Raw genomic sequence first — 24779 nt, 5'->3', positions numbered from 1 at the left:
CCCCCACCTGGCGCTACGCGCCGACCTCCCCCGCAAGCGGGAGAGGTGTACCGAGTTTGCCGTCCCACCGACGCCATCACCCTCAGATGTCTCTCACCGAGGACAAAATCTCATGACCGATAAACTCGACCTCGATCATCTCCGCCAGTGGATCGGCAAGACCACTGAGGCCTCCGATGTCGTCACCAAATATCTCGTGATGGGGCTGCGCGCCACGCTGTTCCAGGAGATCGGCGAGCCGAAGGCCGGCGACCCGGCGCCATGGACCACGCATTGGTGCCTGGCGCAGCCGGTGTTTCCGATGTCGCAGCTTGGTCCCGACGGCCACCCGACCCGCGGCGGCTTCCTGCCGCCGGTGCCGCTGCCGCGCCGGATGTGGGCTGGTGGCGAGCTCGAATTCTTCGACGCGCTGCGTATTGGTGATGAAGCCAAACGCACCTCGAAGATTGCCGACGTCACGGTGAAATCGGGCTCGACCGGCACGCTGTGCTTCGTCTCGGTCCATCACGAGGTGACGACCTCGCGCGGGCTTGCGGTCCGCGAGCGGCAGGACATCGTCTATCGCGAGATGACGAGCACACAAGCCGCGGCACCGGCCAAGGCGGCGCCGCCTCCCCCTGCCGCGCAGCATCGCGAGAGCCACGTCTCCGATCCGGTGCTGCTGTTTCGTTATTCGGCGCTGACATTCAACGGCCACCGCATCCACTACGATCGCGACTACGTCACCAAGGTCGAGGGCTATCCGGGCCTGATCTTCCACGGGCCGCTGCAGGCCTCCTTCATCGTCGAATTCGCCGCGAAACTGCGCGGCGGCAAGCCGCCGAAGAAGCTCACCTATCGCGGCGTGCAGCCGCTGTTCGAGGGCAGCGAGTTCTCGATCAATGCCAACGACAAAGACGGCGGCATGGAGCTGTGGACGGCCAATGCCGAGGGCCAGCCGACCATGAAGGGCACGGCGACCTGGTAGGTCGCGCGCGCGATACACATCAGAATGCTTGGGAATAAAGTGGCGCTTTCATCAGCGCCTCGTATTCCGTATTGTGATCGCATTCTCCCCTGGATCTGAGATCATGAGTCGCTTCTGGAGTTCGATCGTCCACAATCTGTCGCCATACGTGCCCGGCGAGCAGCCGAAGATCGATGGCCTGATCAAGCTCAACACCAACGAGAATCCCTACCCGCCGTCGCCGCGCGCGGTAGCGGCGATCACCGCGACGACGGATCGCCTGCGGCTCTATCCGGATCCGCGCGCAACCGCCCTGCGCGAGGCGATCGCGGCGCGCTACGGCGTCACGTCTGACGAAGTGTTCGTCGGCAACGGCTCGGACGAGGTGCTGGCCCACGCCTTTCCGGCGCTGCTGAAGCACGACGCGCCGCTGCTGTTCCCCGACATCACCTACAGCTTCTACCCGGTCTATTGCCGCCTCTATGGTGTCGGCTACGAGACGGTTCCGCTCGATGCCGCGATGCGGATACAGCTTGCCGACTACCGGCGGCCGGGCAGCGCCATCCTGCTGTGCAATCCCAACGCGCCGACCGGCATCGCGCTGCCGCGCGCCGCGATCGAGGCGCTGGTCACCGAGCATCCCGAGCGGCTGGTGGTGGTCGACGAGGCCTATGTCGATTTCGGCGCCGAGAGCGCCGTGCCGCTGGTCGCGCGCCACGACAATCTGCTGGTGATCCAGACCCTGTCGAAGTCGCGCGCGCTGGCGGGATTACGTGTCGGCTTCGCGATCGGCCAGCGCCCGCTGATCGAGGCGCTGGAGCGCGTCAAGGACAGCTTCAACTCCTATCCGCTGGATTGCTTCGCGATCGCGGGTGCCGTCGCCTCGATCGAGGACGACGCATGGTTTGAGGAGACGCGGCAACGCATCATCCGGAGCCGCGAGGCACTCGCCCGCGGCCTCACTGAGCTCGGCTTCGACGTGCTGCCGTCGCATGCGAATTTCGTGTTCGCCCGCCACGGTGGCCATCGCGGCGCGGATCTCGCCGCGAAGCTGCGCGAGCGCGGCGTGCTGGTGCGGCATTTCCAGAAGCCGCGGATCGAGGATTTCCTGCGCATCACGGTCGGCACGGACGATGAATGCGGCCGCCTGATCGGCCTGCTGCGCCAGATGGTCTGATCCCGCGACGGCGACGGCGACGACAACGTCTACTCGGCGGGCGTACACCAGGTCCCGGCAACCTTGACGCCGAGGTCCGCGGTCTCCTCGCGAAACTCTGCGATCGATCGCGCAGTGCGATGCGCCGCGAATGCCGCATCATCCTGATAGACCTCGTAGAGCAGCAGCTTCGAAGCGTCCTCGCGCGGCACCAGGACATCGAACTGCAGCGTGCCCGGCTCATCCCTCAGCGAACGGGCACGGTGTGCCAGCAACAGCGGCAGCACCTCATCCCGCTTACCCGGCGCGACCTCGATGGTGGCAACGATTGCAAGCTTGGCCATGATGAATACTCCTTTCGGTCCCTTTGAATATTCAGATCAGCTGCGCAGCGGTCGGAACGCATCCCGAACCTCTCGGCTGAAGATGTCGGGTTGCTCCCAGGCGGCGAAGTGGCCGCCGGCTTCGGCCTGATGGAAGTAGATCAGCTTGTGATAGGCCTTTTCCGCCCAGCTTCGCGGCGCCACGAAACTCTCGCCGGGAAACGCGGTGACGGCGGCCGGGATCGTGACATTGGCGGGCAGATAAAGGTTGGTCTTGTTCTCCCAGTACAGGCGGCCCGAAGAGACGGCCGTGTTGGTCAGCCAGTAGAGCGTGATGTTGTCGAGCACGTCGTCGCGGGTCAGTGCGCCGGCGGAATGTCCATTGACTGCGCGCCCGAGCACGGCTGATTGCATCGCGGAGGCCGGCTGGGCATAGCCGTCGCCGTGATCGAGCAGCCAGGCGGCAAGGCCCGCCGGCGAATCCGCAAAGGCCGCAAGCGTCTGGGGGCGCGTGCCCATGATCTGCGCGTAGGCGCGCCGTTTCGCGAATTGAAGCTTGATCTGTTCGAAGGCGTGTTGCTCCTCCGCGGACATGTTGTCCGGCGCAGGGCCGCCGGAGATAACTGCTTTGAGGACCTCGGGCGGAACGACGCCGGGCAGATTGACGTGAATGCCGAGCAACTCCGGCGCACCAAGCTTGGCCATTTCATTGGAGACCGGCGAACCCCAGTCGCCGCCCTGCGCCACGAACTTGCTGTAGCCGAGCCGCTTCATCAATTGAACCCAGGCCCGCGCGATGCGCTGGGGATCCCAGCCGACCGTGGTCGGTTTGCCGGAGAAGCCGTAGCCCGGCATCGACGGGATCACGAGATGGAACGCGTCCGACGCGCTGCCGCCGTGTGCGGAGGGATCGGTCAGGGGGTCGATGATCTTCATCTGCTCGATGATCGAACCCGGCCAGCCATGTGTGACGATCAGCGGCAGTGCATTGTCATGTTTCGAGCGAACGTGAATGAAGTGAATGTCCAGCCCGTCGATTTCGGTGATGAACTGCGGCAGGGCGTTGAGCCGCGCCTCCACCTTCCGCCAGTCGTAGTCGGTCTGCCAGTAGCGGACGAGATCGCGCAGCATCGCCTGCGGAACGCCTTGAGAGTCGTCGTTGACGGTCTCCCTGTCGGACCATCGGGTCGCGGCCAGACGGCGGCGAAGGTCGACAAGGTCTTCTTCGGGAATATTGATGCGGAATGAGCGGATCGCATCACCGGTGGCCGCCGCGGCGGAATGCGAGGGGAACAGGCTGGCAGCACCGGCAGCAGCCAGGCTTAGCGCCGCGCCCGTCAGCAGCCTGCGCCGGGTTTGGTCGATGGCCTCCTCGGTCGATTGGCCTAATGCGATTGCAACTGGTGCCTGCGATGTCGTGGTCATTTGACTGTCTCCTTGGCAAGAGAGGCCGCCGGCAACGCCGCGATCACCTCGGCGGTTGTCAGGATGGAGTGGGCGTAGGTCGGGCCATTCAGCTCGTGAGCGGCGTGCATCATGTCGTGTGAGAAGGCGGCGGTGGCATCGCGCACCAGCGTCACGTGGTAGCCGAGCTCCATCGCGAAGCGGCCGGTCGACTCGATGCAGGTGTTGGCCAGCAGCCCGACCACGATCACATGCGTGATGCCCTTCTGCTTGAGCAGGAAATCGAGATTTGTGTTGGCAAACCCGCTCTGCCCCCAATGCTCCTGGGCGATCAGATCGCCGGGCTTGGGCGCAAAGTCCGGATGCCAATCCCCGCCCCATTCGCCGCGCGCAAAGCTATGGCGCTGCATGATCAAGCGCTGGGTCGGATTGGGGTGATCCCAATCCTCGTAATCGCCCGGCTCCCAGCGGCGGTGCGGGACGATCACCACCTGGATGCCGGCGGCCCGGACCGCGCTGTCGAGCTGGCGCAGATTGTCGAGCAGCCCGACCTCGTCGGCGATCGGCTTGATGCGTGGAAAGACCATGCCGCCCTCGGACAGGAAATCATTGTAGGGATCAACGAGAAGCAGCGCGGTTCTCTCGCGTGGATAGGTGATCTGGGACATCGCTCGCTCCCTGGCCATCAGGCGCCCGGTTGGATTTGCTTCAATGACGCGCTCCGTTCACTCGGGCAGCGGCTTGCCGGCCTGTTCGCGGACGATGTACTCGGCGTACCAATCGGGCCAGTTCGCATCGTGGCCGCCGGTCCGCTTCTCGTGCTCGCCATGGGCTGCTGCCGCACGGCGCAGCGCAGCAGCGAGATCGGCCGATGAGGAGAAATTCGTGCTGTTGCCGTCGACCCGCCCGGGCAGGCGTTGCGTCACCTGCTGCAGCAGCCAGGCATTTCCGTCGGGATCGTTGAACGTGGCGAGCGCCCCGTAGCTCGGCCGTTCCGGGTCCGGCCCCTTGATGCGGCCTTCCGCACCGCGGTGAAACACCTCACTGACATCGGCGCCGCGCGCGATCAGCTCGGCGCGTGCCGCCTCGATATCATTGACGATCAGAAAGCGCGGCAGCGTGGATCCAGATCCGAGATGGATCGAGGTCGGCGAACCCGGCGGCGTCAGCTGAACCGCGCGTGAACCGTCGGGCCTGACGAAGTCGGCATCAAGCCGCCAGCCCAGGTCCTGATAGAAGCGCTTGGCGCGGTCGACATCCGAGACCGGAATGACGACGACTTCGAGCTTCAAATCGACTTTGGCCGCTGTCGGCCCCCGTTCGGTGGTCATGGCTCGCTCCTTGGTGATGACAGACCGGGCCATCAGCGGCCCATTGCATTTGCGACGATGCCGGGCCATATTACTATGAAAATCATAGTAACAAGCCGGATGAAGAAAACGTGATGACCAAAATGAAGGACAACACGGCTGACCAGACGCTCTGCCCTGTCGCTCGCGCTGAGACCGCTGTGGGCGACCGCTGGACTGTACTTGTTCTGCGCGAACTGTTCGCGCGGAATCATCGCTTCGAGGAGATCCAGGCGCAGTCCGGCGGCACGCCGCAGATGATCACGGCACGGCTGAAAAAGCTGGAAGCTGACGGTCTGGTGAGGCGCCGCGTCTACAACAAGCGCCCGTTGCGCCACGAGTATCATCTCACCGAAAAGGGCGAAGCGTTCTTTCCGGTGCTGATGGCGCTCCGTGCCTGGGGCGAGACCTGGTGCAAGTCTCCGCGGGAAGGCCGCGCAATGAACTACACCCATCTCGTCTGCGGCAAGCCGGCCGGGCTCGGTCCGGTCTGCGAGTCCTGCGGCGAGCCGGTCCGCCGCGCCGACATGGTGGGCGAGCGAACGCCCAAATATCAAAGAGAGCGCGATGCGCGATGGGAGGCCTTCAAGGCGACCCGTTGAATTCCCCGACGCCGCCGGCGAAGCGGACAACGTAATTGCTGTCACACTGCTGAACCATTTCCATCACGCGGGCCTCTCATGGCCGAGCCCCGCATAACACAGGAGACCACCATGCCATTCGTTCGTATCGATTTGAAGCGCGGCAAGTCCGCCGAATATCGCAAGACCCTGGGCGAGATCGTCTACAAGGCGATGCGCGAGGTGATCAACGTGCCCGAGAATGACAAGTTTCAGATCATCACCGAGCACGACCGCGGCGACCTGAACTATGCCGACAACTATCTCGGCAACAATTACAGCGACGATCTCGTCTTCATCCAGATCACGCTGAATGCCGGGCGTTCGGTCGAGATGAAGAAGGCGTTCTACAAGCGGATCGTGGATGATTTCCAGAGCCAGCTGCAGGGACGCCCGGACGATATCTTCATCAACCTGGTCGAGGTCGCCAAGGAAAACTGGTCGTTCGGCAACGGCATCGCACAATACGCGAGCTGAACGCGGAACAGGCATGCGCCGGACACGCGGTGGCATGTCCGGCTGCTTGCTGTCCGTATCTTGCGATCGGCCTTGCCGGCACGCATAGTGCGCCTCCGTGCACAAACAACAACAATAGGGAGGCAACCATGAGGACGATCGCAGCCGCGCTGTGCGCGCTCGCGCTGATCGCAATCGGGGCGCAAGCAGAGACGCTCAAGGATTTCATGGCTGTTGTCATGAAGAAATGGACCGCGCCGTTCGAACCGTACGAGCTGATCGACAATATCTACTACGTGGGCACTGACGGGATCGCGGTCTATATCATCAAGACGTCGCAAGGGCTGATCCTGATGGATACGGCGATGCAGCAGTCGACCGGCCTGATCAAGGACAACATCGCCAAGCTCGGCTTCAAGGAAGGCGACATCAAGATCATCCTCAACACCCACGCCCATCTCGACCACACCGGCGGCTTTGCCGAGATCAAGCAGGAGACCGGCGCGCAGCTGATCGCCGGCGAGCGCGACAAGCCGCTGCTCGAGGGCGGCTATTATCCGGGCGACGAGAACAATGCCGATCTTGCCTTTGCGCCGGTCAAGGTCGACCGCACCGTCAAGGAAGGCGACAAGGTGACGCTCGGCGACGTGACGCTGACCGCGCACACCACATCAGGCCATTCGCCCGGCTGCACCAGCTGGGAGATGACGGTGAAAGACGGCAACCAGCAGCGCAACGTGCTGTTCTTCTGCAGCGGAACGGTGGCGCTGAACCGGCTGGTCGGCCGCCCGACCTATCCCGGCATCGTCGACGACTACCGCTCGACCTTCGCCAAGGTCAAGGCGATGAAGGTCGACGTGCTGCTCGGACCGCATCCCGAGGTCTACGACATGCAGGCCAAGCGCGCACAGATGAAGGACGGCGCGCCGAACCCGTTCGTCAAGCCGGGCGAAAACGCCAGCTATGTGGCCGGGCTGGAGCAGGATTTCGACAAGCAGCTCGCCAAGCAGACCGCTGCACTGCAGAAGGCGAATTAGGGAGCACGGCTAGAAGTCATACCGTCATCCTGAGGAGCCGCGAAGCGGCGTCTCGAAGGATCGACGGCCCGGCCGGTGGCCGTCGATCCTTCGAGACGCGCGCAAGAGCGCGCTCCTCCAGCGACAAAGGCGCAGCCTTTGCGCAGGGATGACGGGATAGGCGCCCACGCAAATTTCAGCCGTTGCCGCGGCAACTATGGGCGCGGCGGCTTGACATCGTCAGGCAATCCATCGAGAGGTGGATTGCCTTTCCGCTTTTGCCGCCCGCAATGACGGAACGTAACAAGACAGCAATGGGAGCCGCCCGATGTCCTCGCGCAAACCCGCCGCCGGCAAAAGCAAGACCGTCACCGTCAAGGACGCCACCTTCGGCCTCCTGCGCGCGTGGGGCATCAAAAAGGTGTTCGGCAATCCCGGCTCGACCGAGCTGCCGTTCCTGAGCGACTGGCCCGACGACATCGACTACGTGCTCGGCCTGCAGGAAGCCTCCGTCGTCGGCATGGCCGACGGCTATGCGCTGGCGACGCGCAATGCCGGTTTCGTCAACCTGCATTCGGCAGCCGGCGTCGGCAACGCACTCGGCAACATCTACAACGCCTATCGCAACCAGACCCCGCTCGTGATCACCGCCGGCCAGCAGGCGCGCTCGATCATGCCGCTGCAGGCGTTCCTCTATGCCGAGCGCGCCTCCGAATTCCCGCGGCCTTACGTGAAATTCGCGGTCGAGCCGGCGCGCGCCGAGGACGTGCCGGCCGCGATCGCGCGCGCCTATTATGTCGCGATGCAGCCGCCCTGCGGGCCGACCTTCGTCTCGGTGCCGATCGACGACTGGGCGCATGCGACGCAGCCGCTCGATGCGCGCCAGGTCAGCCGCGAGGTTGGCCCCGATGCGGCCGCGATGCAGGCGCTGGTGGCCGCGCTCGGTGGGGCCAAGCGCCCTGCCCTCGTCGTCGGCCCCGCCGTCGATCGCGCTGAGGCTGTCGGCCTCATGGTTGACGTCGCCGAGAAGACCAAGGCCGCGGTCTGGGTCAGCCCGTTCTCGGCGCGCTGCTCGTTCCCCGAGCGGCACCCGCAATTTGCCGGCTTCCTGCATGCCGCACCGGGCCAGCTCTCCGATGCCTTGCGCGATCACGATCTTGTCGTCGTGGTCGGCGCGCCGGTCTTCACCTTCCATGTCGAGGGCCATGCCGCGATCTTCGACGGCGCAACCACGATCTTCCAGATCACCGACGATCCCGATGCCGCGGCGATGACGCCCACCGGCCACAGCATCGTCGCCACCATGAAGCCGGCACTGACGGCGCTGCTCGAGATGCTGCCCGAGACCAGGCGCACCGCATCGCCGGGCCGCGTCCTGCCGCCGGCGCCCGCGGCCGGCGACCCGATCCCCGCCGAATACGCGCTGCATGCACTCTCGGCCGCAATGGGACCACACGATGCGCTGGTCGAGGAGGTGCCGTCGCATCGCCCGCTGATGCAGAAGGCGATGCCGATGCGCGGCCAGGACAGTTTCTACACCATGGCGAGCGGCGGCCTCGGCTACAGCCTGCCAGCCGCGGTCGGCATGGCGCTCGGCCGCAGCACAGGGCGCACGGTCTGCCTGATCGGCGACGGCTCGGCGATGTATTCGATCCAGGCGCTGTGGACCGCGGCGCAACGCAAGCTGCCGCTAACGGTCGTCGTGATGAACAATTCCGGCTACGGCGCGATGCGTTCGTTCAGCCAGGTGATGCAGGTGCGCAACGTGCCGGGCCTCGACCTGCCCGGCATCGATTTCGTCAAGCTCGCCGAAGGCATGGGCTGCGACGCAATGCGGGTGACGAAATCGGCCGAGCTTCCAGGCGCCTACAAGCGCGCACTCTCGCATCAGGGCGCCAGCCTGATCGAGGTGATGGTGGATTCCGCAGTGCCGCTGCTCTACGCGCAGAAGGGGTGAGGATCGCGCTGATCAAGTGGCGCGCTTCCGTAGTGAGGAGGCCACTGGCGGTAGGGTTCCCTCCCCCCCCCTTGCGGGGGAGGGTGAGGGAGAGGGGTACCACGCGGCACGCTCTCTCAACATGAGTTTCAACGATGCGCGATCGAAGTTGCGAAAGCGTGGCTCGCTTCAATCATCGCGCCCGGGGCTTACCCCTCTCCCCAGCCCTCCCCCGCAAGGGGGGAGGGCTGGGGAGCGTACTCACCTGACGAGCGCCGGCTCCTGCTCCAACGCCGCAGCTGACGGCGCCGGCACCTCGCAGCCGGTGGCGCAGCAGCGGCCGGGCTGCTTCGACACCCGTTGTCCGTCGTCGACAAGCCCGCGGCCGAGCAGATTCTCGACCAGCTCGGCCTTCTCCATGACAGGATAGTTGCGCCAGATCTCGCGTTTCATCGCCTCCGGCGAGCCGCCGCCGTGCAGCGAGATCACCGAGTACCAGCCGGCTTCGTGCGACACCGTGAGGTCCTCGATCAACCGCGCCACCTCGGCGCGCTGCTCGGCCGGAATGTCGGGCCGCCCGCCCATCACGGCGGCGAGCGAGGCGCGCGTCTCCGGATTGTGGTCCTCGTCGGGACCCGGCAGCGCCACGATCAACCCGCCGGAGACGTAATGCGCGACGCGGTGCATGTCGTAGATCTTGGTCGCCAGCAGCAGCTTGCCGATATTGGAGAAGACCGCATCGGGCATCACCGAGCCGGCCGGATCCTTCGTGCAGTAGACCGAGGACGCGACGCCGCAGGCATAGAAACTCTCGGTGATGGTGATCAGCTCGACCATCGCCTCGCGGATATGCGCGTGCTTCTCGGCATCGAGCCCGTTGGCCTCGATCATCAGCGCGCCGGCGCCGATCAGCAGATCACCGAAGCCGGCACGCGCGCCGATGCAGGAATGCCGGTGATGCGTGGCGTAGGAGGTGGTGAGGAAGCCGCCCTCCTCGGTCTCGCCGGCGAGGAAGACGCGGTCATGTGGCACGAACACGTCGTCGAACATCACGACACCGACCGACTGGCCATACTTCGCCGAGAATTTCGCCGATGCATCGCCGGGCCGGCCGGCCGGGCGTGCGACGATGGTGACGCCCGGCGCATCAACCGGCACGGCGCAACAGACCGCGAAATCCCTGTCGTCGGGCACGTGGGTGCGGCAGGGCATGACCAGGAATTCGTGCATGTAGGGCGCGCCGGTGACGATCGCCTTGGTGCCGCGGATCACGATGCCGTCCGGGCGGCGCTCCTTGATATGGACATAGACGTCCGGATTGGCCTGCAAGCCCGGGCGCTTGGAGCGGTCGCCCTTGGCATCGGTCATGGCGATGCCGAGCGTCAGGTCCTGGTCCTGCACCTCGTGCAGATAGTTGAGGAAGCGCTGGCTGTAGTCGGTGCCGTGACGATCGTCGGTCAGCTTGGTCGCCTGATAGAGGCCATTCAGAGCATCATGGGTGAGGTAGCGCTGGGCGCAGCCCGACGTCCTGCACACCAACCGCACCGCCTCGAGCTTGTAGAGCAGATCCTGCGCGCTCTCATTGATGTGGAGCATGCGGTTGACGGTCTTGCCCGAGGTGCCCTGCCGCGCCGTCATGATCGGCACGTGCTCGGCGCGATGCGCGAAATCGTAGGTCACGCCGACACCCGCCACGCCCGGCGCCAGCAGCGGCTCGTCGGCAACGCTCGCTATCGCCGCGCCGTTGACGAACACAAGCGGCTTGTAGCGGCGCAGGGATTCCCGGTAGTCCGCGGCCGTCATCAGCATGGCGCTTCTCCCTTGATCATTTATTCTAACATCGTTAAATTATCTGACGCTGTTAGAATTGAGTCAAGAACGGATTCGCCGATGCAGATGCGCGAGAGCAGGAAGGAAGCGGTCAGCCGCCACAAGCGGGAGCTGATCCTCGATGCGGCGCGCAGCGTGTTCGCGGAAGAAGGCCTCGAGGGCGCGAGCCTGCGGGCGATCGCGACGCGGGCCGGCTACACCCCGGCGGCACTGTATTTCCACTTCGATTCCAAGGAAGCGATCTATGCCGAGGTGCTGCGGCAATCGCTGGCCTCGCTCGGCGAAGCCGTCAGCGCTTCGGTCGCGACGACGCGCGGCGCCAAGCAGAGGCTGCACGCCGCCGGCATGGGCTTCTTCCGCTATTATGCGGATAACCCGCGCGACCTCGATCTCGGCTTCTATCTGTTCCGCGGCGGCATGAAGCCGGCCGGGCTCGGCCATGATCGCGACCACGAGCTGAACACCGCGCTGGAAGCCGCGCTGCATCCGATCGCCGAAGCCGCCGAGGCGCTCGGCGCGTCCAGGCAGAAGGCGAACACCGTGATGGTGGACTGCTTCGCGCACGCCACTGGCCTCTTGCTGTTGCTGCACACCGGCCGCATCAGGATGTTCGGCGCCTCCGCGCCCGATCTGATGGACGCCTATCTGCGCGACAAGATTGCGCAGCTCGGTAAGGGGTGAGATTGCGCACGCGCAAGTGAGGATCGCACCGGTGGAAGGGTTCCCTCCCCCCTTGCGGGGGAGGGCTAGGGAGAGGGGTACCACACGGCGTGCTCTCTCAATGTGCTCGAGCGACGCGTGTCCGAAATTGCGATGGCGAGACTACGACAATGATCTCGCCCGGGGCTTACCCCTCTCCCCAACCCTCCCCCGCAAGGGGGGAGGGAGCCTGATCAGCGTGCTCACCTCACAGCGACGTGCGCGGTCAGTCTTTCCTGCGAGTCACTTCCCCTGCGCTTCCCGCATCTTGGCCTGGATCTTCGCCATGCCGCCGATCCAGCGGTCATAGTTCTCGGTCTTCTTGCGCATGTAGCCGAGCACCTGCGGGTGCGGCAGGATCAGGAAGGTCTCCTGCTCGATACCCCTCAGCGCATCCTGCGCGACCTGCTCCGCCGAGAGATCGCCGTCGCCGGATTGCGGGCCCCTCGGGATCGAACGCAGCATGTTGGTGTCGACGCCCTGCGGGCAGAGGATCGAGACCTTGATGTTGTCGGCGCGATGCGAGATCGCGAGGTTTTCGGCAAAGCCGACCGCGGCGTGCTTGGTGGTCGAATAGGCCGGGCTGCCGACCTGCGACAGCAGGCCCGCGGCCGAGATCGTGTTGAGGAAGTAGCCGCCGCCGCGCGCCTTCATGCGCGGCACCAGATGCCGCGCGGCATAGACATGCGCCATCACATGGATCGCCCAGCTTCGCGACCACGGCTCGTCCGAGGTGCCGCCGGCATTTTTCGACAGCGGATCGAAGCCGCCGCCGATGCCGGCGTTGGAGCAGAACAGCGCGATCGGCCCGAACATGCGCTCGGTCTCGTCGATCACGTGCAGGATGTTCTTCTCCTGCCCGACATCGCATTTGAACGCGGCGCCGCCGACCGAGGCTGCGACCTGCTCGGCCGCCGCATGGTCGAGGTCAACCACCACGACCTTGGACGCCCCCGCGGCGTGGAACGCCTCGCACAGCGCCCTGCCGATGCCATTGCCACCGCCGGTGACCACCACGACTTTACCTGCCACCTGCATGGCTGTCCTCCCGATATCTTTGCTTGCACACTGTCGCTTTGCTCACCCTGCCCCCTATATCCCGTCATCCTGAGGAGCGCGGAGCGCGTCTCGAAGGATGCACGGCCCGGCTGGTGGCCGTCGACCCTTCGAGACGCCGCTGCGCGGCTCCTCCAGCGACAACGGCCTTGCCGTTGCGCGGGGGTGACGGTGAGAGGGCTGAATGCGCTATCACGAAACATGATAGCCCATCCGCCACGAATGGCGAGAACTTCAGCTCGCCAGCACCACGTCGAACACCGCCGTATAGTGGCAGGCAGCCCCGAGCAGCACGAAGCCGTGCCAGATCGCGTTCTGGAAGCGCAGCCGCCGCCAGGAGTGGAAGATCACCCCCAAGCTGTAGAGAATGCCACCGGCCAGCACGAAGCCGAGCGCCTTCGCCGGCAGCGCCTTGACGACGGCGTCGTAGAGCATGATACCGCTCCAGCCCATCGCAAGGTAAAGCCCGACCGCCAGCCGGTCGAAGCGACCGGGATAGGTGAGCTTCAGCCAGATGCCGACGATCGCCACGCACCACACGCCGATCAGTAGCGCAATGGCAAAATAACTGTCCTTCAGTTCCACGATGAACGGCGTGTAGGTCGCGGCAATCAGCAGATAGATCGCGGAGTGATCGAAGCGCCGCAGCACCCATTTGGCGCGCGACACCGGCCAGAGATTATAGGTCGCCGACAGCGTCAGCATCGCGAGCAGACCTGCGACATAGACCGAGACCACGGCAATATCGAACGGGCCGGCATAGACCGCGGTCAGCACGATTAGGGCGGTGGCGGCAACCAGCCCGAAACAGACGCCGACGAGATGAACGACGCCATCGGCGATCAGCTCGGCGCGGTCGTAGTTCCACAGCGCAGCGCCGGCCGCGTGGATCGAGTTCGAGGCAAGTTGCTTGAGGCGAAAGACCGTCATGCAGGGCTTTCCTGTGGGCCGATGAACTATGGGTAACGCGGGTGGCGTGGCGCGTTCAATCCCCTTGGTATTCCCCTCGCCCGGAAAGGCGCCGGAAATGTGAAGCTTGATTTTGGCCCGATAATCGCCAACTTGCGGGTGATCGCCCGCCTTTTTTGGCTCCTCCTGCCGGGTCTTTTCGTTAACCCTCCATGCCCCCCCGCTTCTCTGATATCGTCGAGGAAGCGCGTCTGTCGGCGCGGGCGCTGCTCGACTATAGCGAGGGCCTTTTCAAGCCGACGGTGCGGCTCGGTGTCACCGGCCTGTCGCGCGCCGGCAAGACCGTGTTCATCACCGCGCTGGTGCATGGCCTGACCCGCGGCGGCCGCTTCCCGGTATTCGAGGCCTATGCCTCGGGGCGGATCGCGCGCGCCTGTCTCGCCCCGCAGCCCGACGATGCGGTGCCGCGCTTCGCCTATGAGGACCATGTCCGCACCCTGATCGAGGAGCGGAGCTGGCCGAGCTCGACCACCGACATCTCCGAGCTTCGCCTCGTGATCGAGTATCAGCGGCAAAATGGCGCAGACCGCACGCTGACCCTCGACATCGTCGACTACCCCGGCGAGTGGCTGCTCGACCTGCCGCTGCTGAACAAGAGCTACGAGCAATGGTCGGCCGAGAGCCTTGCGCTGTCGCGCGAGCCGTTGCGCGCAAAGCTGGCGGCGCCATGGCACGCCCATCTTGCAACGCTCAAGCCCGAGGCCAAAGAAGACGAGCAGGCCGCACGCACCGAAGCAAGATTGTTCACCGATTATCTGCGCGCCTGCCGCGACGAGCGTTTCGCGATGAGCCTGCTGCCGCCCGGCCGTTTCCTGATGCCGGGCAACCTCGCCGATACGCCGGCGCTGACCTTTGCGCCGCTCGACGTGCCCGTGGACGGCAGCGCGCCCGACGGCTCGCTATGGGCGATGATGCGGCGGCGTTACGAGGCCTACAAGGACGTCGTGGTGCGGCCGTTCTTCCGCGATCACTTCGCGCGGCTCGACCGCCAGATCGTGCTGGCCGATGCGCTTGCCGCATTCAATGCCGGCCCCGAGGCGCTGCACGACCTCGAGGCGGCGCTCGCCGGCATCCTCGACTGCTTCCGGATCGGCCGCGGCACGATCCTGAGTTCGCTGTTCCGGCCGCGCATCGACCGCATCCTGTTCGCGGCTACCAAGGCCGACCATCTGCATCACCAGAGCCACGACCGGCTGGAAGCCGTGCTGCGGCGGATCGTGGCCAAGGCCGCCGAGCGCGCCGAATATGCCGGCGCTGCCATCGACGTGGTGGCGCTCGCCGCGGTGCGCGCTACGCGCGAGGCGCAGGTCGCACGCGGCCGCGACCGGCTGCCCTCGATCCTCGGCACACCGGCGGCGGGCGAGGTCGCCAATGGCGGGACACTGGATGGCGAAACTGAAGTTGCGACCTTTCCGGGCGACCTGCCCGACGATCCGGAGGAGCTGTTCAACGGCGGATTCCGCGGCCTCTCGAGCGCCGGCGCCGAAGCCGCCGATTATCGTTTCCTGCGCTTCCGGCCGCCGAAGCTGGAGCGAGGCGGCGATGCGGAGCCGGCGCTGCCTCACATCCGCCTTGACCGCGCTCTCCAGTTCCTGATCGGAGACAAACTGCAATGAACGAGAAGACGCCCCCGCGGCGGCCGGCGACGTTCAAGCTCGACGATCCCGGCGTGGTCGTGATGGATCCCGACGACAACAGCCGCCTCAGCCGCGGCACGATCCAGATCGTGCCCGAGGCCGAGCCCGCGCAGCTGCCGGTGCCGGTTGATACGCCGCTGCTGCCGGCGCGCCGCGGCTTCCGCTGGGGCACGCTGTTCTGGAGCGCGGTCGCGGGCCTCGTGGTGCTCGGCACCGGGCTCGGCATCATCAACCTGGTCGAGGATCTGTTCGCGCGCAACGAGGGCCTCGGCGTCCTCGGGCTCGGGCTCGCGGTCATCGCCACAGTGGCGCTGGCGGTAGTCACCTTGCGCGAACTGGTCGGGCTGGCGCGGCTTGCGACCATCGAGAAGCTGCATCTGCGCGCCGCAGAAGTGCTGATCAGCGACGATCGCGCCGCGAGCCGCGCTGTTGTCGCCGACCTGCTCAAGCTCGCGCACCAGACCCCGCAGCTCGCCCGCGCCCGCAGCGCGCTGCAAAGCCACACCGACGACATCATCGACGGCGCCGACATGATCCGCCTTGCCGAGCGCGAACTAATGACGCCGCTCGACGAGGAGGCGCGGCGGCTGGTGTCGACGGCGGCGCAGCGCGTCTCCGTCGTCACCGCGGTCAGCCCGCGCGCGATGATCGACGTGCTGTTCGTGTTCGTGGCGAGCTTGCGGATGATCCGGCAGCTGGCGCGGCTCTATGGCGGCCGGCCCGGCGCGCTCGGCATGATCCGCCTGCTGCGTCATGTGATCGCGCATCTGGCGATCACCGGCGGCATGGCCGCGAGCGACAGCCTGATCCAGCAGATGCTCGGCCACGGCATCGCGGCCAAACTGTCACAACGCCTCGGCGAAGGCATGCTCAACGGCCTGTTGACCGCCCGCCTCGGCCTCGCCGCGATCGACGTCACCCGCCCGCTCCCCTTCAACGCTTTGCCGCGCCCCGCGCTGACCGATCTGGCGAAAGACCTGATCCGCAAGCGCGAGGAAGAGGAATAGCTTTGCTTTCCATGTGGGTCACGAGCACTTCGACGCGGGAAGCGCCCAACGGTCATTGTTGGTTCGGACGGATACATCATCCTCGCGACCATACATAGTCGCAGATCGACCTGATCTACTGCTGAGAAAGGTCAAGGCTCTGGAAAGAGCCTCGACAAAGGTCGATGTCGGATAGCCCGCCATCTTCGCCGAGCGCGGTCAGGCACTTGCCAGCTCGGCCGACCGCATATAGCGGCCGTTCTCGTACAGAAGGGGAGCGATCTTCTCCGAGACCAAAACTCGATCGACTGCGCCAATAATCACCGAGTGAGTTCCAAAAGGAACGACCTTCTGCGCGGACGCCACTATGTTGGCTTGAGCGTCCGTCAGAATGGGAATTCCGTCGAACGAGAGGCTCCAGTCCCCCACACCGAAGCGGTCCCGCCCCTTCAGCTTTCCGCCAAAAGTCGCGGATATCTCCTGTTGGTCGATCCGGAGTACGTTGACGCAAAAGCGTCCACTCTCAACCAGGGGATTGTGGATGGCCGCCGCTCCGTTCACGCAGACCAGGACAGTCGGAGGATCCGCGCAGACGGAAGTGATTGCAGTCGCAGTCATGCCGAACCACTCGCCGTCTCGTGTGCAGCTCACGACAGACACGGTTGCGGTCAGTCGCCGCATGGCTGATTTGAAATCGACCAGAGGTGCGTTCATGTCGTCCTCCCGATCGAACCGCCAACAAAACCCGGTTCGAGTGGAAACGTGATGATCGTTACGCCGGCGGTCGCATAGTTGGGCACATCGGCCGCCGCCGCCTCACCTTCCGGAGAGGCGAGCGCCGCCCGCAGCGAGGCTTCGTCGTCGAATTCGCACTCGACGACCGCATAATATGGCGACGGCTGGGATCCGGCTTCGACGCCGAATCCGTACCGAAGAGATCGAAGTCTGGGGAACTTGGCGACCAGCGGAAGATGAACTTTCACGAGGTGACTTCGAAAGTCCTCTTCCGACTTTGGCGAATGATAAAGCGCGATGAGCTTATGCATTGAATCCCCCTGCTAGTACGGCTGGATCAGTTCTTCGATGCCGAACAGCGCGCGGCCATAGATAAGGCTGGCCATTTCTGGGTGGACGAACGCGTGCCTGCTGGCGATCTCGCTGTCCCGCCAGATCCGCTGTAGCGGGTTCGCAAGGGCAAAGCTTCCTGCACCGTTCACGCTGAGGAGTTTATTGATGGACTCGCGGCACAGCTTGGCGGCGTGTCCCGTGTCCATACGGACCCGTGCGCGCGTCACTAGGTCGAGCTTTTCACGCCGGAGCGCGGCGCCGTCAATGTCGGCGCAGGCTCGTGCGACGAGCAGATAGGCGGAGTCGATGTCGCACATTGCTTCCGCCAATTTGATCTGGTGCGCCGGAGATTGGCGGGCTTCGCTGAACACCGTGTACGCGACGGGCTTCCCGGCCCCCTTCTGGAGGGTCAGATCTACCGCATGTCGCGCCAGCCCGATTTGGACAGCCACGAGAACGATCTCGGCAACCGGCACGAACGAAGCATGGTAATTCGGCTCTTCGGCCCACTCGCGCGCATAGTTCTCGGCTGCCATGTCAGCGAAAGCTTGTACCCGGTGGTCGGGGACAAACACGTTATCCGCAACCAGCGTATTGCTGCCTGACGCCCGCATTCCGGCCACATGCCAGGTGTCGCGAATTGTGAGGTCGCTTAGCGGTATGAGGGCGAGCGCAGTGATCGGCGAACCATCGGCGTTCTCTCCGATCTTGATGCCCAAGGTACCCCATTGTGCATGCAGAGAACCTGAGCCGTACCACCATTCGCCACTAACCCGATATCCGCCATCAACGCGCTCCGACTGCACCGGCATCGTAAACACACCGCAAACCCTGGCGCCAGGCGTCTTGCCAAACACCTCTGCTTGGGCGCGTTCAGAGAACAACGTCGCGAACCACGTACAGACATTCAGAAGCGCGACAGCCCAACCGGTGCCGCCGTCCGCCCGACCGATCTCCGAAACGGCATCGATGAAGGTTCGGAAGTTCGCGCCGGCGCCTCCGAGACGCTCCGGCACCGCGATGTGGAACAGGCCTTCGCGTTGCAACGCAGCAATGGTCTCATCACCTACGCGGCGCGCGTCCTCGGCGGCTTGCGAGTTCGCCTTGACCAAGGACTGCAATCGCGTGGCGCGCTCGACGATTGACTTTTGAGGTCCCAGCGGATCGATATACGAGGCAGTTGGCTCGGAAACATTCGACTTTTGAGCGACTGAGTGCACAGGCATCTCCTCCTGATGTTGCTTTGATAGTGGCGCGACCTGTCGGTGTGACGATGCGCGCAACTCTCGTAAGCAGAAGGTGTGCCAACACTGAAAACTGTTCGTACTCGTTTGAGTTTACTAAGCGATTCGAAATGTGGTCCCTTGGACTGTCGCCGGATGGTGGTTGAAAATAGCCAATCTCAACGGCTCGATCGGCTGAAGTCAGCCATGTTGGAGATCGATCATGGCGAGATACCTGGCGGCTAGTGCGTAAATGTCGGGAGAAGGGAGAACGTAGTGTCGCGGTTCACAAGCTTCGCGTTGAAAGAGAACATCGCTGATCGGACTGGCACCGGTTCATCCGCGCGAAGCAGCGTCTTGCCCGACATCTCCGATCTGAGTGCGTGCGTCCACTTCTCGCCTCACGACGGGCAGATCTGGTTGGCTGACCAAAGAGCCGTGCTTCTGAATCTGGACGCCATGGTGGCGCTGCGCCGCGAACTGATCGAGGCCAACGGCCCCCTGAAAGCCAGGCAAATTCTGTTTCGCATGGGGCATGCTGCGGGAACGCGGGAAGCGCAGGTCGCGATGAAGGTTCGCGTAGATCGCCCGCAGATTGACGCGTTTCTTGTAGGGCCGCAACTTCACGCGTTGCGTGGCGAAGTCTTCGTTGAGCCAGTCAACATAGAAGCAAACGTCGAAACCGGAGAATACTTCAGCGAACTTACATGGCGCAATTCTGCCGAGGCTGAAGCTCATGCTGCCTCGTTTGGTGGAAGCTCTGAACCGGTTTGCTGGATGCAGATTGGCTACGCGTCCGGCTATACGAGCGCCATCATGGAACGGGCGATCTTGTTCAGAGAGGTGGAGTGTATCGCCTGTGGGTCCCCACAATGCCGGATCGTTGGAAAGCCTGTCGAGGAGTGGCCGGAAGATTATGCGTCACAATTCATGCCTCGCCGATCATTTACGGGAAAGCGGGTTGGCCCCTCGATCGATGCGAAGGCAGCGGAAAAACCGGTCAGCTCCAACGTCGTAGGTACTTCGCCCGGATTCCTCGGCGCGTGGCATCTCCTACGATGCGTCGCGCCTCTGGACACAACCGTGCTCCTTCTTGGCGAAACGGGCGTCGGAAAGGAGATCTTCGCGCGCGCCCTGCACAGCGCGAGCTCGAGGTCAAAAAAGCCTCTCTACAGCATCAATTGCGCGGCTTTTCCTGAAACGCTGATCGATGCGGAGCTCTTCGGCGTGGAGAGAGGTGCGTACACCGGCGCGCACCAGGCGCGAGAAGGGTGGTTCGAAGCCGCCGATGGAAGCACGCTTTTTCTGGACGAGATCGGGACGCTAAGCCCAACTACCCAAGCGAAGCTCCTGAGAGTGCTGCAGGAGGGACAACTGAGCCGTATCGGGGGCACCAAGACCAAGCAGGTCAACGTGCGTGTGGTCTGCGCGACAAATCTGGACCTTGATGCCGAAGTGGCAAAGGGCACGTTTAGGGCGGATCTGCTGCACCGATTGAATGTCTTTCCGATAAAGCTCCCGCCTCTCAGGGACAGGCGGGACGACATCCCCCTGCTTGTCAGTCATTTCCTGCATAGGTTCAACAAGAAGACCGGGAGGCACGTGACCGGCTTTACGGCCGAAGCGATTGAGGCACTTCTGGTCTACGAATTTCCTGGCAACATCCGCGAGCTCGAGAACATGGTGGAGCGTGCCGCGATCTTAACTCATGACGAGGAGCCCATAAGTCTATTTCATCTCTTCAGTCACTCGCAGATATCCAATCGAACGGTCTTCAAGCCCCAAACTACGGGGAAGCTTGGCGCTCTTTCGTACGCAGACGAGCAGATCGCAACCGGCGATCCAACCGAGTTGGTGATCCCTCGCAAACTGTCTCTTGGAGAAATCGAAAAGTTAGCAATCCAGAAAGCGCTGGCCTCATGTAAGGGAAATATCTCAGAAGCGTCCCGAACCTTGGGAATCTCTCGGTCGAAGCTGCGCTACTACATTCAAAAGCAGCAAAGCCGGTCTCAGTGATTCCGGGTGAGCGGGAGCCTCCGCGTCACCGTCTCTCGCCGTCCGCGCGGAAGCTCCCTCTTATCCCAACCTTCTTCCCGCACGCGGGGACAAGGAGAAGGCCAGCACCCGCCAGCGGAAAAACGTCGTGTCCGGCGGCGGCGACAGATCGGGTGTCCAGCCGCTGATGTTCTCCAGCGCATAGGTGTCCATGATCATGCCGCGCCAGCTTCGCGTCACGCGCTCCAGCGGCTGGCGCACTGCTGATGTCTCGCTCCATAGCGCCAGGTTGTTCTCGGGCTCGCGCCCGACATAGATGCCGGCGTGATCGCGGATCTTGCTGATGCCGGGATCGGCAAAGCCCTGGAAACGGCCGCGCTCGTTGACCTCGACGACCGGCACCCGCCCGCGCAGCATCCAGCGCAGCATCGCATAGGTGCGATAATCCGTGGTCGCGACCCAGGTCGCGCCGGTCGCCTGCACCTGCGCCAGGGTATGCGCGGCGACCACATCATAACCCGCCTCGGTGCCGATCGGATCGGTGCGGCCGATCAGATTCCACGGCGCGAACATGTAATAGAAGAACACGCAGACGACGAAGACGATGCCCGATGTGATCGCAGTCCGCGCCCAGGCGACGGTCGACTTGACGAGCCCGACCGACCAGCCCTCGAACGGCATCCGCGTGACGTTGATGGCGACCGCCGCAAAGCCCGCCGGCCACAGGAACATCGGCCAGGTGTCGCCGACCCGCAAGGTCAGCGACTTCCAGAGGAAATAGACGACCGGCACCAGCACCGCGGTCGCGAGCAGGATCGCGACCGGCTCGCGCCTGACATAGCCGCGCCATGCCGTCAGCATTGTCCCGAACAGCGTCACCGGCAACAGCACGAAGCCGACCAGGCCGAACTGCATGCCGATGAACTCGCCGAGCGTGCGGAACGTGAGATCGCGCTCGACGGTGGCGCGCACCGCCTGGAAGCGGAACGAGGCCCAGTCATGCTCGGCATTCCAGATCAGCACCGGCGAGAACACGACGATCGCGATCAGCGCGGCGAGGTACGGATACGGACTGCGCAGCCAGCGCCAGCGCCAGTCCGGCACCAGCGCAAAGGCGAGCACCGCCGGCGCGAACATGATCGCGGTGAATTTCGACAGCAGCGACAGCCCGGCAAACAGCCCCGCGGCGAGCCACCAGCGCCCGTCATTGCTTTGCGCGAGCCGCACCAGCGACCACAGCATCGCAACCGAAAACGGGATCAGCGCCGTGTCCGGCGCGACCTTCGCCATTAACAATCCGTAATACAGTGCCGCCTCCGGCAGCAGCAGCGCCAGCATCACGGCGTGGACGTTGTTCGATGTCACGCGGCGGACGATGTCGGCAAGCAGGAGCTGGGTGGCCAGCATCGCCACGATGCCACCGAGGCGGACGCCAAGATTGGTGTCGCCGAGAACAGCCGTGCCAAAACGGATGAACCAGGCGACCATCGGGGGATGGTCGAGGAAGGACAGCACGTTTTCCTTCGACCAGGTCCAGTAATAGGCCTCGTCGGTGCGCAGATCGAGCGCATGGGCATAGACCAGCCGCATCGCGGTCATGGCGACGATCACGGCGATGACGCCGCGCCAATCCGGCGCGCGCGAACGGGCCGGCTTAACGCTGATGTTATCGGCTCCGGATTGGGCTCGGGCTATCGTCACGGCGCTTTTTGTTCGACTCTTAACGGAGTGTCAACGTGCTGCAGTGCCCGCTACCGCGGGCCCGTCCGGACCCGCGGTGGTGTTCAGCGCGGGAATTAAGCACTAGAATTGCCGATATGAATCACATGGCCTCCCCCTCGCGCGAACATTTGCAGGAAATGGCCCGCGGCGTCGGCCAGCGGCAGGTTCGCCTGGTCACGGGGGCGATCATGTTCGCCTACCTGGTCAGCCATTTCCTCAACCACGCGCTCGGCAACATCTCGACGGACGCAATGGCGATCGGGGTGCACTACCACACCGAATTCTGGCAGTTCCTGCCGGTCGCGATCGTGTTCTACGGCGCCTGCCTGGTGCATACCGGCCTCGGCATCTGGGCGCTGTATCAGCGCCGCGAGTTCCACTGGAAGGCGATCGAGCCGCTGCAGCTGGTGCTCGGCCTGAGCATCCCGGTCTTCATCATCATCCACATCGTCGGCGTGCGGCTCGGCCAGACGCTGTACGGGCACGAGAAGCTCTACCCGCAGGAGCTCTACACCTTCTTCATCGCCTCGCCGGTCCGGCTGTGGCTGATGTTTGCGGTGCTGCTGATCGCCTGGGTGCATGGCTGCATCGGGCTGTATTTCTGGCTGCGGCTGCGCGCGTTCTTCCGGTGGGCTGCGCCGTTCCTGCTGGCCACAGCCGTGCTGATCCCGACCCTGGCAATGCTCGGCATCTATCAGGGCGGCCGCGCCACGATGGAGGACTATCAGGATCCCGAGTGGCGGCGCGAGGAGCTGTCGGTGCAGAAGCTTGGCACGGCGGCCCAGGCTGCCACGCTCGAGAAGATCACGGGTGGCCTGACGTCCGGCTATCTCGGCCTGCTCGCCCTCGTGCTGCTGGCGAGGGGCGCGCGTGCCCTGCTTGAGCGCCGCGGCGGCATGATCGCGCTGTCCTATGGCAACGGCCGCACGCTGCGGGTGCCGAAGGGATTGAGCGTGCTGGAAGCGAGCCTGCGCTACAACGTGCCGCATGCGAGCGTCTGCGGCGGCCGTGCGCGCTGCTCGACCTGCCGCATCCGCATCATCGGCGATCACGCCGCCCTGCCCGAGCCTTCCCCGCGCGAAGCCTTCGTACTGCACCGGGTCGGCGCCGACGATCCGTCGATCCGGCTGGCCTGCCAGTTGCGGCCGACCACCGACCTGGCCTTCTTCCAGCTGTTCCTGCCGCAAACGATGTCGGCCAATGCGCACGCCTCCAATCCGACGCGGGTCGGCCAGGAGCGATATCTCGTCAGCATGTTCGTCGACATGCGCGGCTCGACGCAGCTTGCCGAGAAGCGGCTGCCGTTCGACACCGTTTTCATCGTCAACCGCTTCCTCGGCGCGGTGTCGCAGGCGGTGCTGGAAGCCGGCGGCCGGCCCAACCAGTTCATCGGCGACGGCATGCTCGCGCTGTTCGGGCTCACCACCGACCGGCAGCTGGCCTGCCGCCAGGCGCTGCGCGCGGCGGCGCTGATCGCAGCCAATATCGACGAGCTGAACCAGTTTCTCAGCCACGATTTGCGCGAGCCGATCCGGTTCGGCATCGGCATCCATGGCGGCGAGGTGATCGTCGGCGACATCGGCTATCGCGACCACATGGTGTTCACCGCGCTCGGCGATGCCGTCAACGTCGCGGCACGGCTGCAGGACATGACTAAAGCGCTGGCCTGCGAGGCGGTCATCTCCGACGAGGTGCGCGTCACCGCAGGGCTCGCCGACGATGCCCTGCCGGCGCAGGAGGTCGCGATCCGCGGCCGCAACGAGCCGATGACCGTGCGCACCGTCGAGGCGACGCGCGTCCTGTCCACGCTGGTCGATGACCGGCACGCCGTCGCGGCCTGACCGGTTCATCTCCCCCTTCACTGAATGTGACCTGCCGCACATCCGAAGCTGCGTTCAACAGAGATGCTCGAACGCGCCCGGCGCCGGATGCGACTGACTGGCGATGGGTAACACTGCAACCGCGCCGCGACAGAGTTCAACGCGCATCTGAAGGAGACGACCATGCTTCGCAAAGTCACGCTTGCTCTCGCGACCGCCGCAACGCTTGCTGCCGCCGCGCTGGCGCCGACCTCGGCTTCGGCCAAGCCGTTCTTCTGGCATCCGTATCACCATCACTTCTGGGGTGGCCCGGGCATCTCCGTCGGCTTCGTCGATTCCGGCTGCTATGTCACCCGCCTGGTGATGACGCCGTACGGCTATCGCTATCGCACCGTGAACGTCTGCTACTGATCGAGCCTTCGACCTGGATGGAAATGCCCCGGTCGCCGCATGCGACCGGGGCTTCTCGTTGTTGCGACGCAACGCTGCGAAAGCTCAATTGACTTGCAGTTGTCAGGTGCGACATTTGTCGCCGCGCGTTCCATGATGCGAAGGCGCGCAAGGCAGA

Annotated in this window: 23 protein-coding genes; 12 read left to right on the top strand and 11 right to left on the bottom strand. The window is 64.4% G+C overall.

Going from position 1 to position 24779, the window contains the following annotated elements; genetic code table 11:
* The first annotated feature begins 112 nt into the window (after positions 1 to 112).
* Positions 113 to 967, top strand: coding sequence for a MaoC family dehydratase N-terminal domain-containing protein (locus tag AAFG07_RS08555; protein WP_342726874.1), 855 nt, complete (start codon positions 113 to 115; stop codon positions 965 to 967).
* A 103-nt stretch (positions 968 to 1070) separates the two neighbouring features.
* Entirely contained in the window at positions 1071 to 2123 is a 1053-nt protein-coding gene (gene hisC, locus AAFG07_RS08550) for a histidinol-phosphate transaminase (RefSeq protein ID WP_342726873.1), read from the top strand.
* Between the two features lie 29 nt (positions 2124 to 2152).
* Here hisC and AAFG07_RS08545 read toward each other — a convergent pair whose 3' ends face one another.
* The 4 genes from AAFG07_RS08545 to AAFG07_RS08530 are packed head-to-tail and all read right to left on the bottom strand — an operon-like array spanning position 2153 to position 5160.
* A complete protein-coding gene (locus AAFG07_RS08545) occupies positions 2153 to 2446 on the bottom strand; it encodes a putative quinol monooxygenase (RefSeq protein ID WP_342726872.1) in 294 nt (97 codons plus the stop codon).
* Positions 2447 to 2482: 36 nt separating this feature from the next.
* On the bottom strand, positions 2483 to 3850 hold the full coding sequence (locus AAFG07_RS08540) for an epoxide hydrolase (RefSeq protein WP_342726871.1): 1368 nt from the start codon (positions 3848 to 3850) through the stop codon (positions 2483 to 2485).
* Positions 3847 to 4497, bottom strand: a complete 651-nt coding sequence (locus AAFG07_RS08535; RefSeq protein ID WP_342726870.1) for an isochorismatase family cysteine hydrolase — start codon at positions 4495 to 4497, stop codon at positions 3847 to 3849. Before AAFG07_RS08535 ends, AAFG07_RS08540 begins: the two co-directional genes overlap by 4 nt.
* Positions 4498 to 4554: 57 nt before the next feature.
* The gene (locus AAFG07_RS08530; RefSeq protein ID WP_342726869.1) at positions 4555 to 5160 is read right to left on the bottom strand and encodes a VOC family protein; all 606 of its coding nucleotides are present in this window, start codon (positions 5158 to 5160) and stop codon (positions 4555 to 4557) included.
* 122 nt (positions 5161 to 5282) lie between these two features.
* Between AAFG07_RS08530 and AAFG07_RS08525 the strand changes: the two genes are divergently transcribed.
* From AAFG07_RS08525 to mdlC, 4 genes are all read left to right on the top strand, one after another.
* Entirely contained in the window at positions 5283 to 5780 is a 498-nt protein-coding gene (locus AAFG07_RS08525; RefSeq protein WP_342729089.1) for a helix-turn-helix domain-containing protein, read from the top strand.
* A gap of 111 nt (positions 5781 to 5891) precedes the next feature.
* On the top strand, positions 5892 to 6275 hold the full coding sequence (locus AAFG07_RS08520; RefSeq protein WP_342726868.1) for a tautomerase family protein: 384 nt from the start codon (positions 5892 to 5894) through the stop codon (positions 6273 to 6275).
* Between the two features lie 128 nt (positions 6276 to 6403).
* Positions 6404 to 7291 (top strand): BJP family subclass B3 metallo-beta-lactamase, encoded by an 888-nt coding sequence (gene blaBJP, locus AAFG07_RS08515; RefSeq protein WP_342726867.1) that lies wholly within the window; start codon positions 6404 to 6406, stop codon positions 7289 to 7291.
* Positions 7292 to 7598: 307 nt separating this feature from the next.
* Positions 7599 to 9227, top strand: coding sequence for a benzoylformate decarboxylase (gene mdlC, locus AAFG07_RS08510; RefSeq protein WP_342726866.1), 1629 nt, complete (start codon positions 7599 to 7601; stop codon positions 9225 to 9227).
* A 240-nt stretch (positions 9228 to 9467) separates the two neighbouring features.
* Here mdlC and AAFG07_RS08505 read toward each other — a convergent pair whose 3' ends face one another.
* The gene (locus AAFG07_RS08505) at positions 9468 to 11015 is read right to left on the bottom strand and encodes a 4-hydroxyphenylacetate 3-hydroxylase N-terminal domain-containing protein (RefSeq protein WP_342726865.1); all 1548 of its coding nucleotides are present in this window, start codon (positions 11013 to 11015) and stop codon (positions 9468 to 9470) included.
* Between the two features lie 81 nt (positions 11016 to 11096).
* On the opposite strand from AAFG07_RS08505, the gene AAFG07_RS08500 reads away from it, so the two are divergent.
* Complete coding sequence (locus tag AAFG07_RS08500) at positions 11097 to 11717, top strand: helix-turn-helix domain-containing protein (protein WP_342726864.1); 621 nt, start codon at positions 11097 to 11099, stop codon at positions 11715 to 11717.
* Between the two features lie 261 nt (positions 11718 to 11978).
* On the opposite strand, the gene AAFG07_RS08495 is transcribed toward AAFG07_RS08500, so the two are convergent.
* Both AAFG07_RS08495 and AAFG07_RS08490 read right to left on the bottom strand, forming a co-directional pair.
* Complete coding sequence (locus AAFG07_RS08495) at positions 11979 to 12773, bottom strand: SDR family oxidoreductase (RefSeq protein WP_342726863.1); 795 nt, start codon at positions 12771 to 12773, stop codon at positions 11979 to 11981.
* Positions 12774 to 13025: 252 nt separating this feature from the next.
* Positions 13026 to 13721, bottom strand: a complete 696-nt coding sequence (locus AAFG07_RS08490; RefSeq protein WP_342726862.1) for a hemolysin III family protein — start codon at positions 13719 to 13721, stop codon at positions 13026 to 13028.
* 191 nt (positions 13722 to 13912) lie between these two features.
* On the opposite strand from AAFG07_RS08490, the gene AAFG07_RS08485 reads away from it, so the two are divergent.
* Both AAFG07_RS08485 and AAFG07_RS08480 read left to right on the top strand, forming a co-directional pair.
* The gene (locus AAFG07_RS08485) at positions 13913 to 15376 is read left to right on the top strand and encodes a YcjX family protein (protein WP_342726861.1); all 1464 of its coding nucleotides are present in this window, start codon (positions 13913 to 13915) and stop codon (positions 15374 to 15376) included.
* Positions 15373 to 16404 (top strand): TIGR01620 family protein, encoded by a 1032-nt coding sequence (locus AAFG07_RS08480; protein ID WP_342726860.1) that lies wholly within the window; start codon positions 15373 to 15375, stop codon positions 16402 to 16404. Before AAFG07_RS08485 ends, AAFG07_RS08480 begins: the two co-directional genes overlap by 4 nt.
* Positions 16405 to 16602: 198 nt before the next feature.
* On the opposite strand, the gene AAFG07_RS08475 is transcribed toward AAFG07_RS08480, so the two are convergent.
* Genes AAFG07_RS08475 through AAFG07_RS08465 form a run of 3 tightly spaced genes read right to left on the bottom strand, consistent with a single transcriptional unit; the run spans position 16603 to position 18671 of the window.
* Complete coding sequence (locus AAFG07_RS08475; protein ID WP_342726859.1) at positions 16603 to 17097, bottom strand: flavin reductase family protein; 495 nt, start codon at positions 17095 to 17097, stop codon at positions 16603 to 16605.
* Positions 17094 to 17429 carry an EthD family reductase gene (locus AAFG07_RS08470; protein WP_342726858.1) on the bottom strand — a complete coding sequence of 112 codons (336 nt, stop codon included), beginning with the start codon at positions 17427 to 17429 and terminating at the stop codon, positions 17094 to 17096. The genes AAFG07_RS08475 and AAFG07_RS08470 overlap by 4 nt, the downstream gene beginning before the upstream one ends.
* A 12-nt stretch (positions 17430 to 17441) precedes the next feature.
* Positions 17442 to 18671: an acyl-CoA dehydrogenase family protein gene (locus tag AAFG07_RS08465; RefSeq protein WP_342726857.1), complete on the bottom strand. Its 1230-nt coding sequence runs from the start codon at positions 18669 to 18671 to the stop codon at positions 17442 to 17444.
* 279 nt (positions 18672 to 18950) lie between these two features.
* Here AAFG07_RS08465 and AAFG07_RS08460 point away from each other — a divergent pair, with 279 nt between their 5' ends.
* Positions 18951 to 20690: a sigma-54-dependent Fis family transcriptional regulator gene (locus AAFG07_RS08460; RefSeq protein ID WP_342726856.1), complete on the top strand. Its 1740-nt coding sequence runs from the start codon at positions 18951 to 18953 to the stop codon at positions 20688 to 20690.
* A 60-nt stretch (positions 20691 to 20750) separates the two neighbouring features.
* Here AAFG07_RS08460 and AAFG07_RS08455 read toward each other — a convergent pair whose 3' ends face one another.
* Positions 20751 to 22268: a glycosyltransferase family 39 protein gene (locus AAFG07_RS08455; protein WP_342729088.1), complete on the bottom strand. Its 1518-nt coding sequence runs from the start codon at positions 22266 to 22268 to the stop codon at positions 20751 to 20753.
* Positions 22269 to 22495: 227 nt separating this feature from the next.
* Between AAFG07_RS08455 and AAFG07_RS08450 the strand changes: the two genes are divergently transcribed.
* Positions 22496 to 24232, top strand: coding sequence for an adenylate/guanylate cyclase domain-containing protein (locus AAFG07_RS08450; RefSeq protein WP_342729087.1), 1737 nt, complete (start codon positions 22496 to 22498; stop codon positions 24230 to 24232).
* Between the two features lie 162 nt (positions 24233 to 24394).
* Positions 24395 to 24622 (top strand): hypothetical protein, encoded by a 228-nt coding sequence (locus tag AAFG07_RS08445; RefSeq protein WP_176529489.1) that lies wholly within the window; start codon positions 24395 to 24397, stop codon positions 24620 to 24622.
* Positions 24623 to 24779: the final 157 nt, after the last annotated feature.

The organism is Bradyrhizobium sp. B097 (assembly GCF_038957035.1).
Classification (GTDB): domain Bacteria; phylum Pseudomonadota; class Alphaproteobacteria; order Rhizobiales; family Xanthobacteraceae; genus Bradyrhizobium.
The sequence above is the reverse complement of the archived record's forward strand: the minus strand, read 5'-3'. Positions and strand labels throughout refer to the sequence as shown.

Coding starts and splice junctions, on each gene's coding strand:
- AAFG07_RS08555 (WP_342726874.1), top strand. CDS start 113: ATGACCGATAAACTCGACCTCGATCATCTCCGCCAGTGGATCGGCAAG.
- hisC (WP_342726873.1), top strand. CDS start 1,071: ATGAGTCGCTTCTGGAGTTCGATCGTCCACAATCTGTCGCCATACGTG.
- AAFG07_RS08545 (WP_342726872.1), bottom strand. CDS start 2,446: ATGGCCAAGCTTGCAATCGTTGCCACCATCGAGGTCGCGCCGGGTAAG.
- AAFG07_RS08540 (WP_342726871.1), bottom strand. CDS start 3,850: ATGACCACGACATCGCAGGCACCAGTTGCAATCGCATTAGGCCAATCG.
- AAFG07_RS08535 (WP_342726870.1), bottom strand. CDS start 4,497: ATGTCCCAGATCACCTATCCACGCGAGAGAACCGCGCTGCTTCTCGTT.
- AAFG07_RS08530 (WP_342726869.1), bottom strand. CDS start 5,160: ATGACCACCGAACGGGGGCCGACAGCGGCCAAAGTCGATTTGAAGCTC.
- AAFG07_RS08525 (WP_342729089.1), top strand. CDS start 5,283: ATGAAGGACAACACGGCTGACCAGACGCTCTGCCCTGTCGCTCGCGCT.
- AAFG07_RS08520 (WP_342726868.1), top strand. CDS start 5,892: ATGCCATTCGTTCGTATCGATTTGAAGCGCGGCAAGTCCGCCGAATAT.
- blaBJP (WP_342726867.1), top strand. CDS start 6,404: ATGAGGACGATCGCAGCCGCGCTGTGCGCGCTCGCGCTGATCGCAATC.
- mdlC (WP_342726866.1), top strand. CDS start 7,599: ATGTCCTCGCGCAAACCCGCCGCCGGCAAAAGCAAGACCGTCACCGTC.
- AAFG07_RS08505 (WP_342726865.1), bottom strand. CDS start 11,015: ATGCTGATGACGGCCGCGGACTACCGGGAATCCCTGCGCCGCTACAAG.
- AAFG07_RS08500 (WP_342726864.1), top strand. CDS start 11,097: ATGCAGATGCGCGAGAGCAGGAAGGAAGCGGTCAGCCGCCACAAGCGG.
- AAFG07_RS08495 (WP_342726863.1), bottom strand. CDS start 12,773: ATGCAGGTGGCAGGTAAAGTCGTGGTGGTCACCGGCGGTGGCAATGGC.
- AAFG07_RS08490 (WP_342726862.1), bottom strand. CDS start 13,721: ATGACGGTCTTTCGCCTCAAGCAACTTGCCTCGAACTCGATCCACGCG.
- AAFG07_RS08485 (WP_342726861.1), top strand. CDS start 13,913: ATGCCCCCCCGCTTCTCTGATATCGTCGAGGAAGCGCGTCTGTCGGCG.
- AAFG07_RS08480 (WP_342726860.1), top strand. CDS start 15,373: ATGAACGAGAAGACGCCCCCGCGGCGGCCGGCGACGTTCAAGCTCGAC.
- AAFG07_RS08475 (WP_342726859.1), bottom strand. CDS start 17,097: ATGAACGCACCTCTGGTCGATTTCAAATCAGCCATGCGGCGACTGACC.
- AAFG07_RS08470 (WP_342726858.1), bottom strand. CDS start 17,429: ATGCATAAGCTCATCGCGCTTTATCATTCGCCAAAGTCGGAAGAGGAC.
- AAFG07_RS08455 (WP_342729088.1), bottom strand. CDS start 22,268: ATGACCGCGATGCGGCTGGTCTATGCCCATGCGCTCGATCTGCGCACC.
- AAFG07_RS08450 (WP_342729087.1), top strand. CDS start 22,496: ATGGCCTCCCCCTCGCGCGAACATTTGCAGGAAATGGCCCGCGGCGTC.
- AAFG07_RS08445 (WP_176529489.1), top strand. CDS start 24,395: ATGCTTCGCAAAGTCACGCTTGCTCTCGCGACCGCCGCAACGCTTGCT.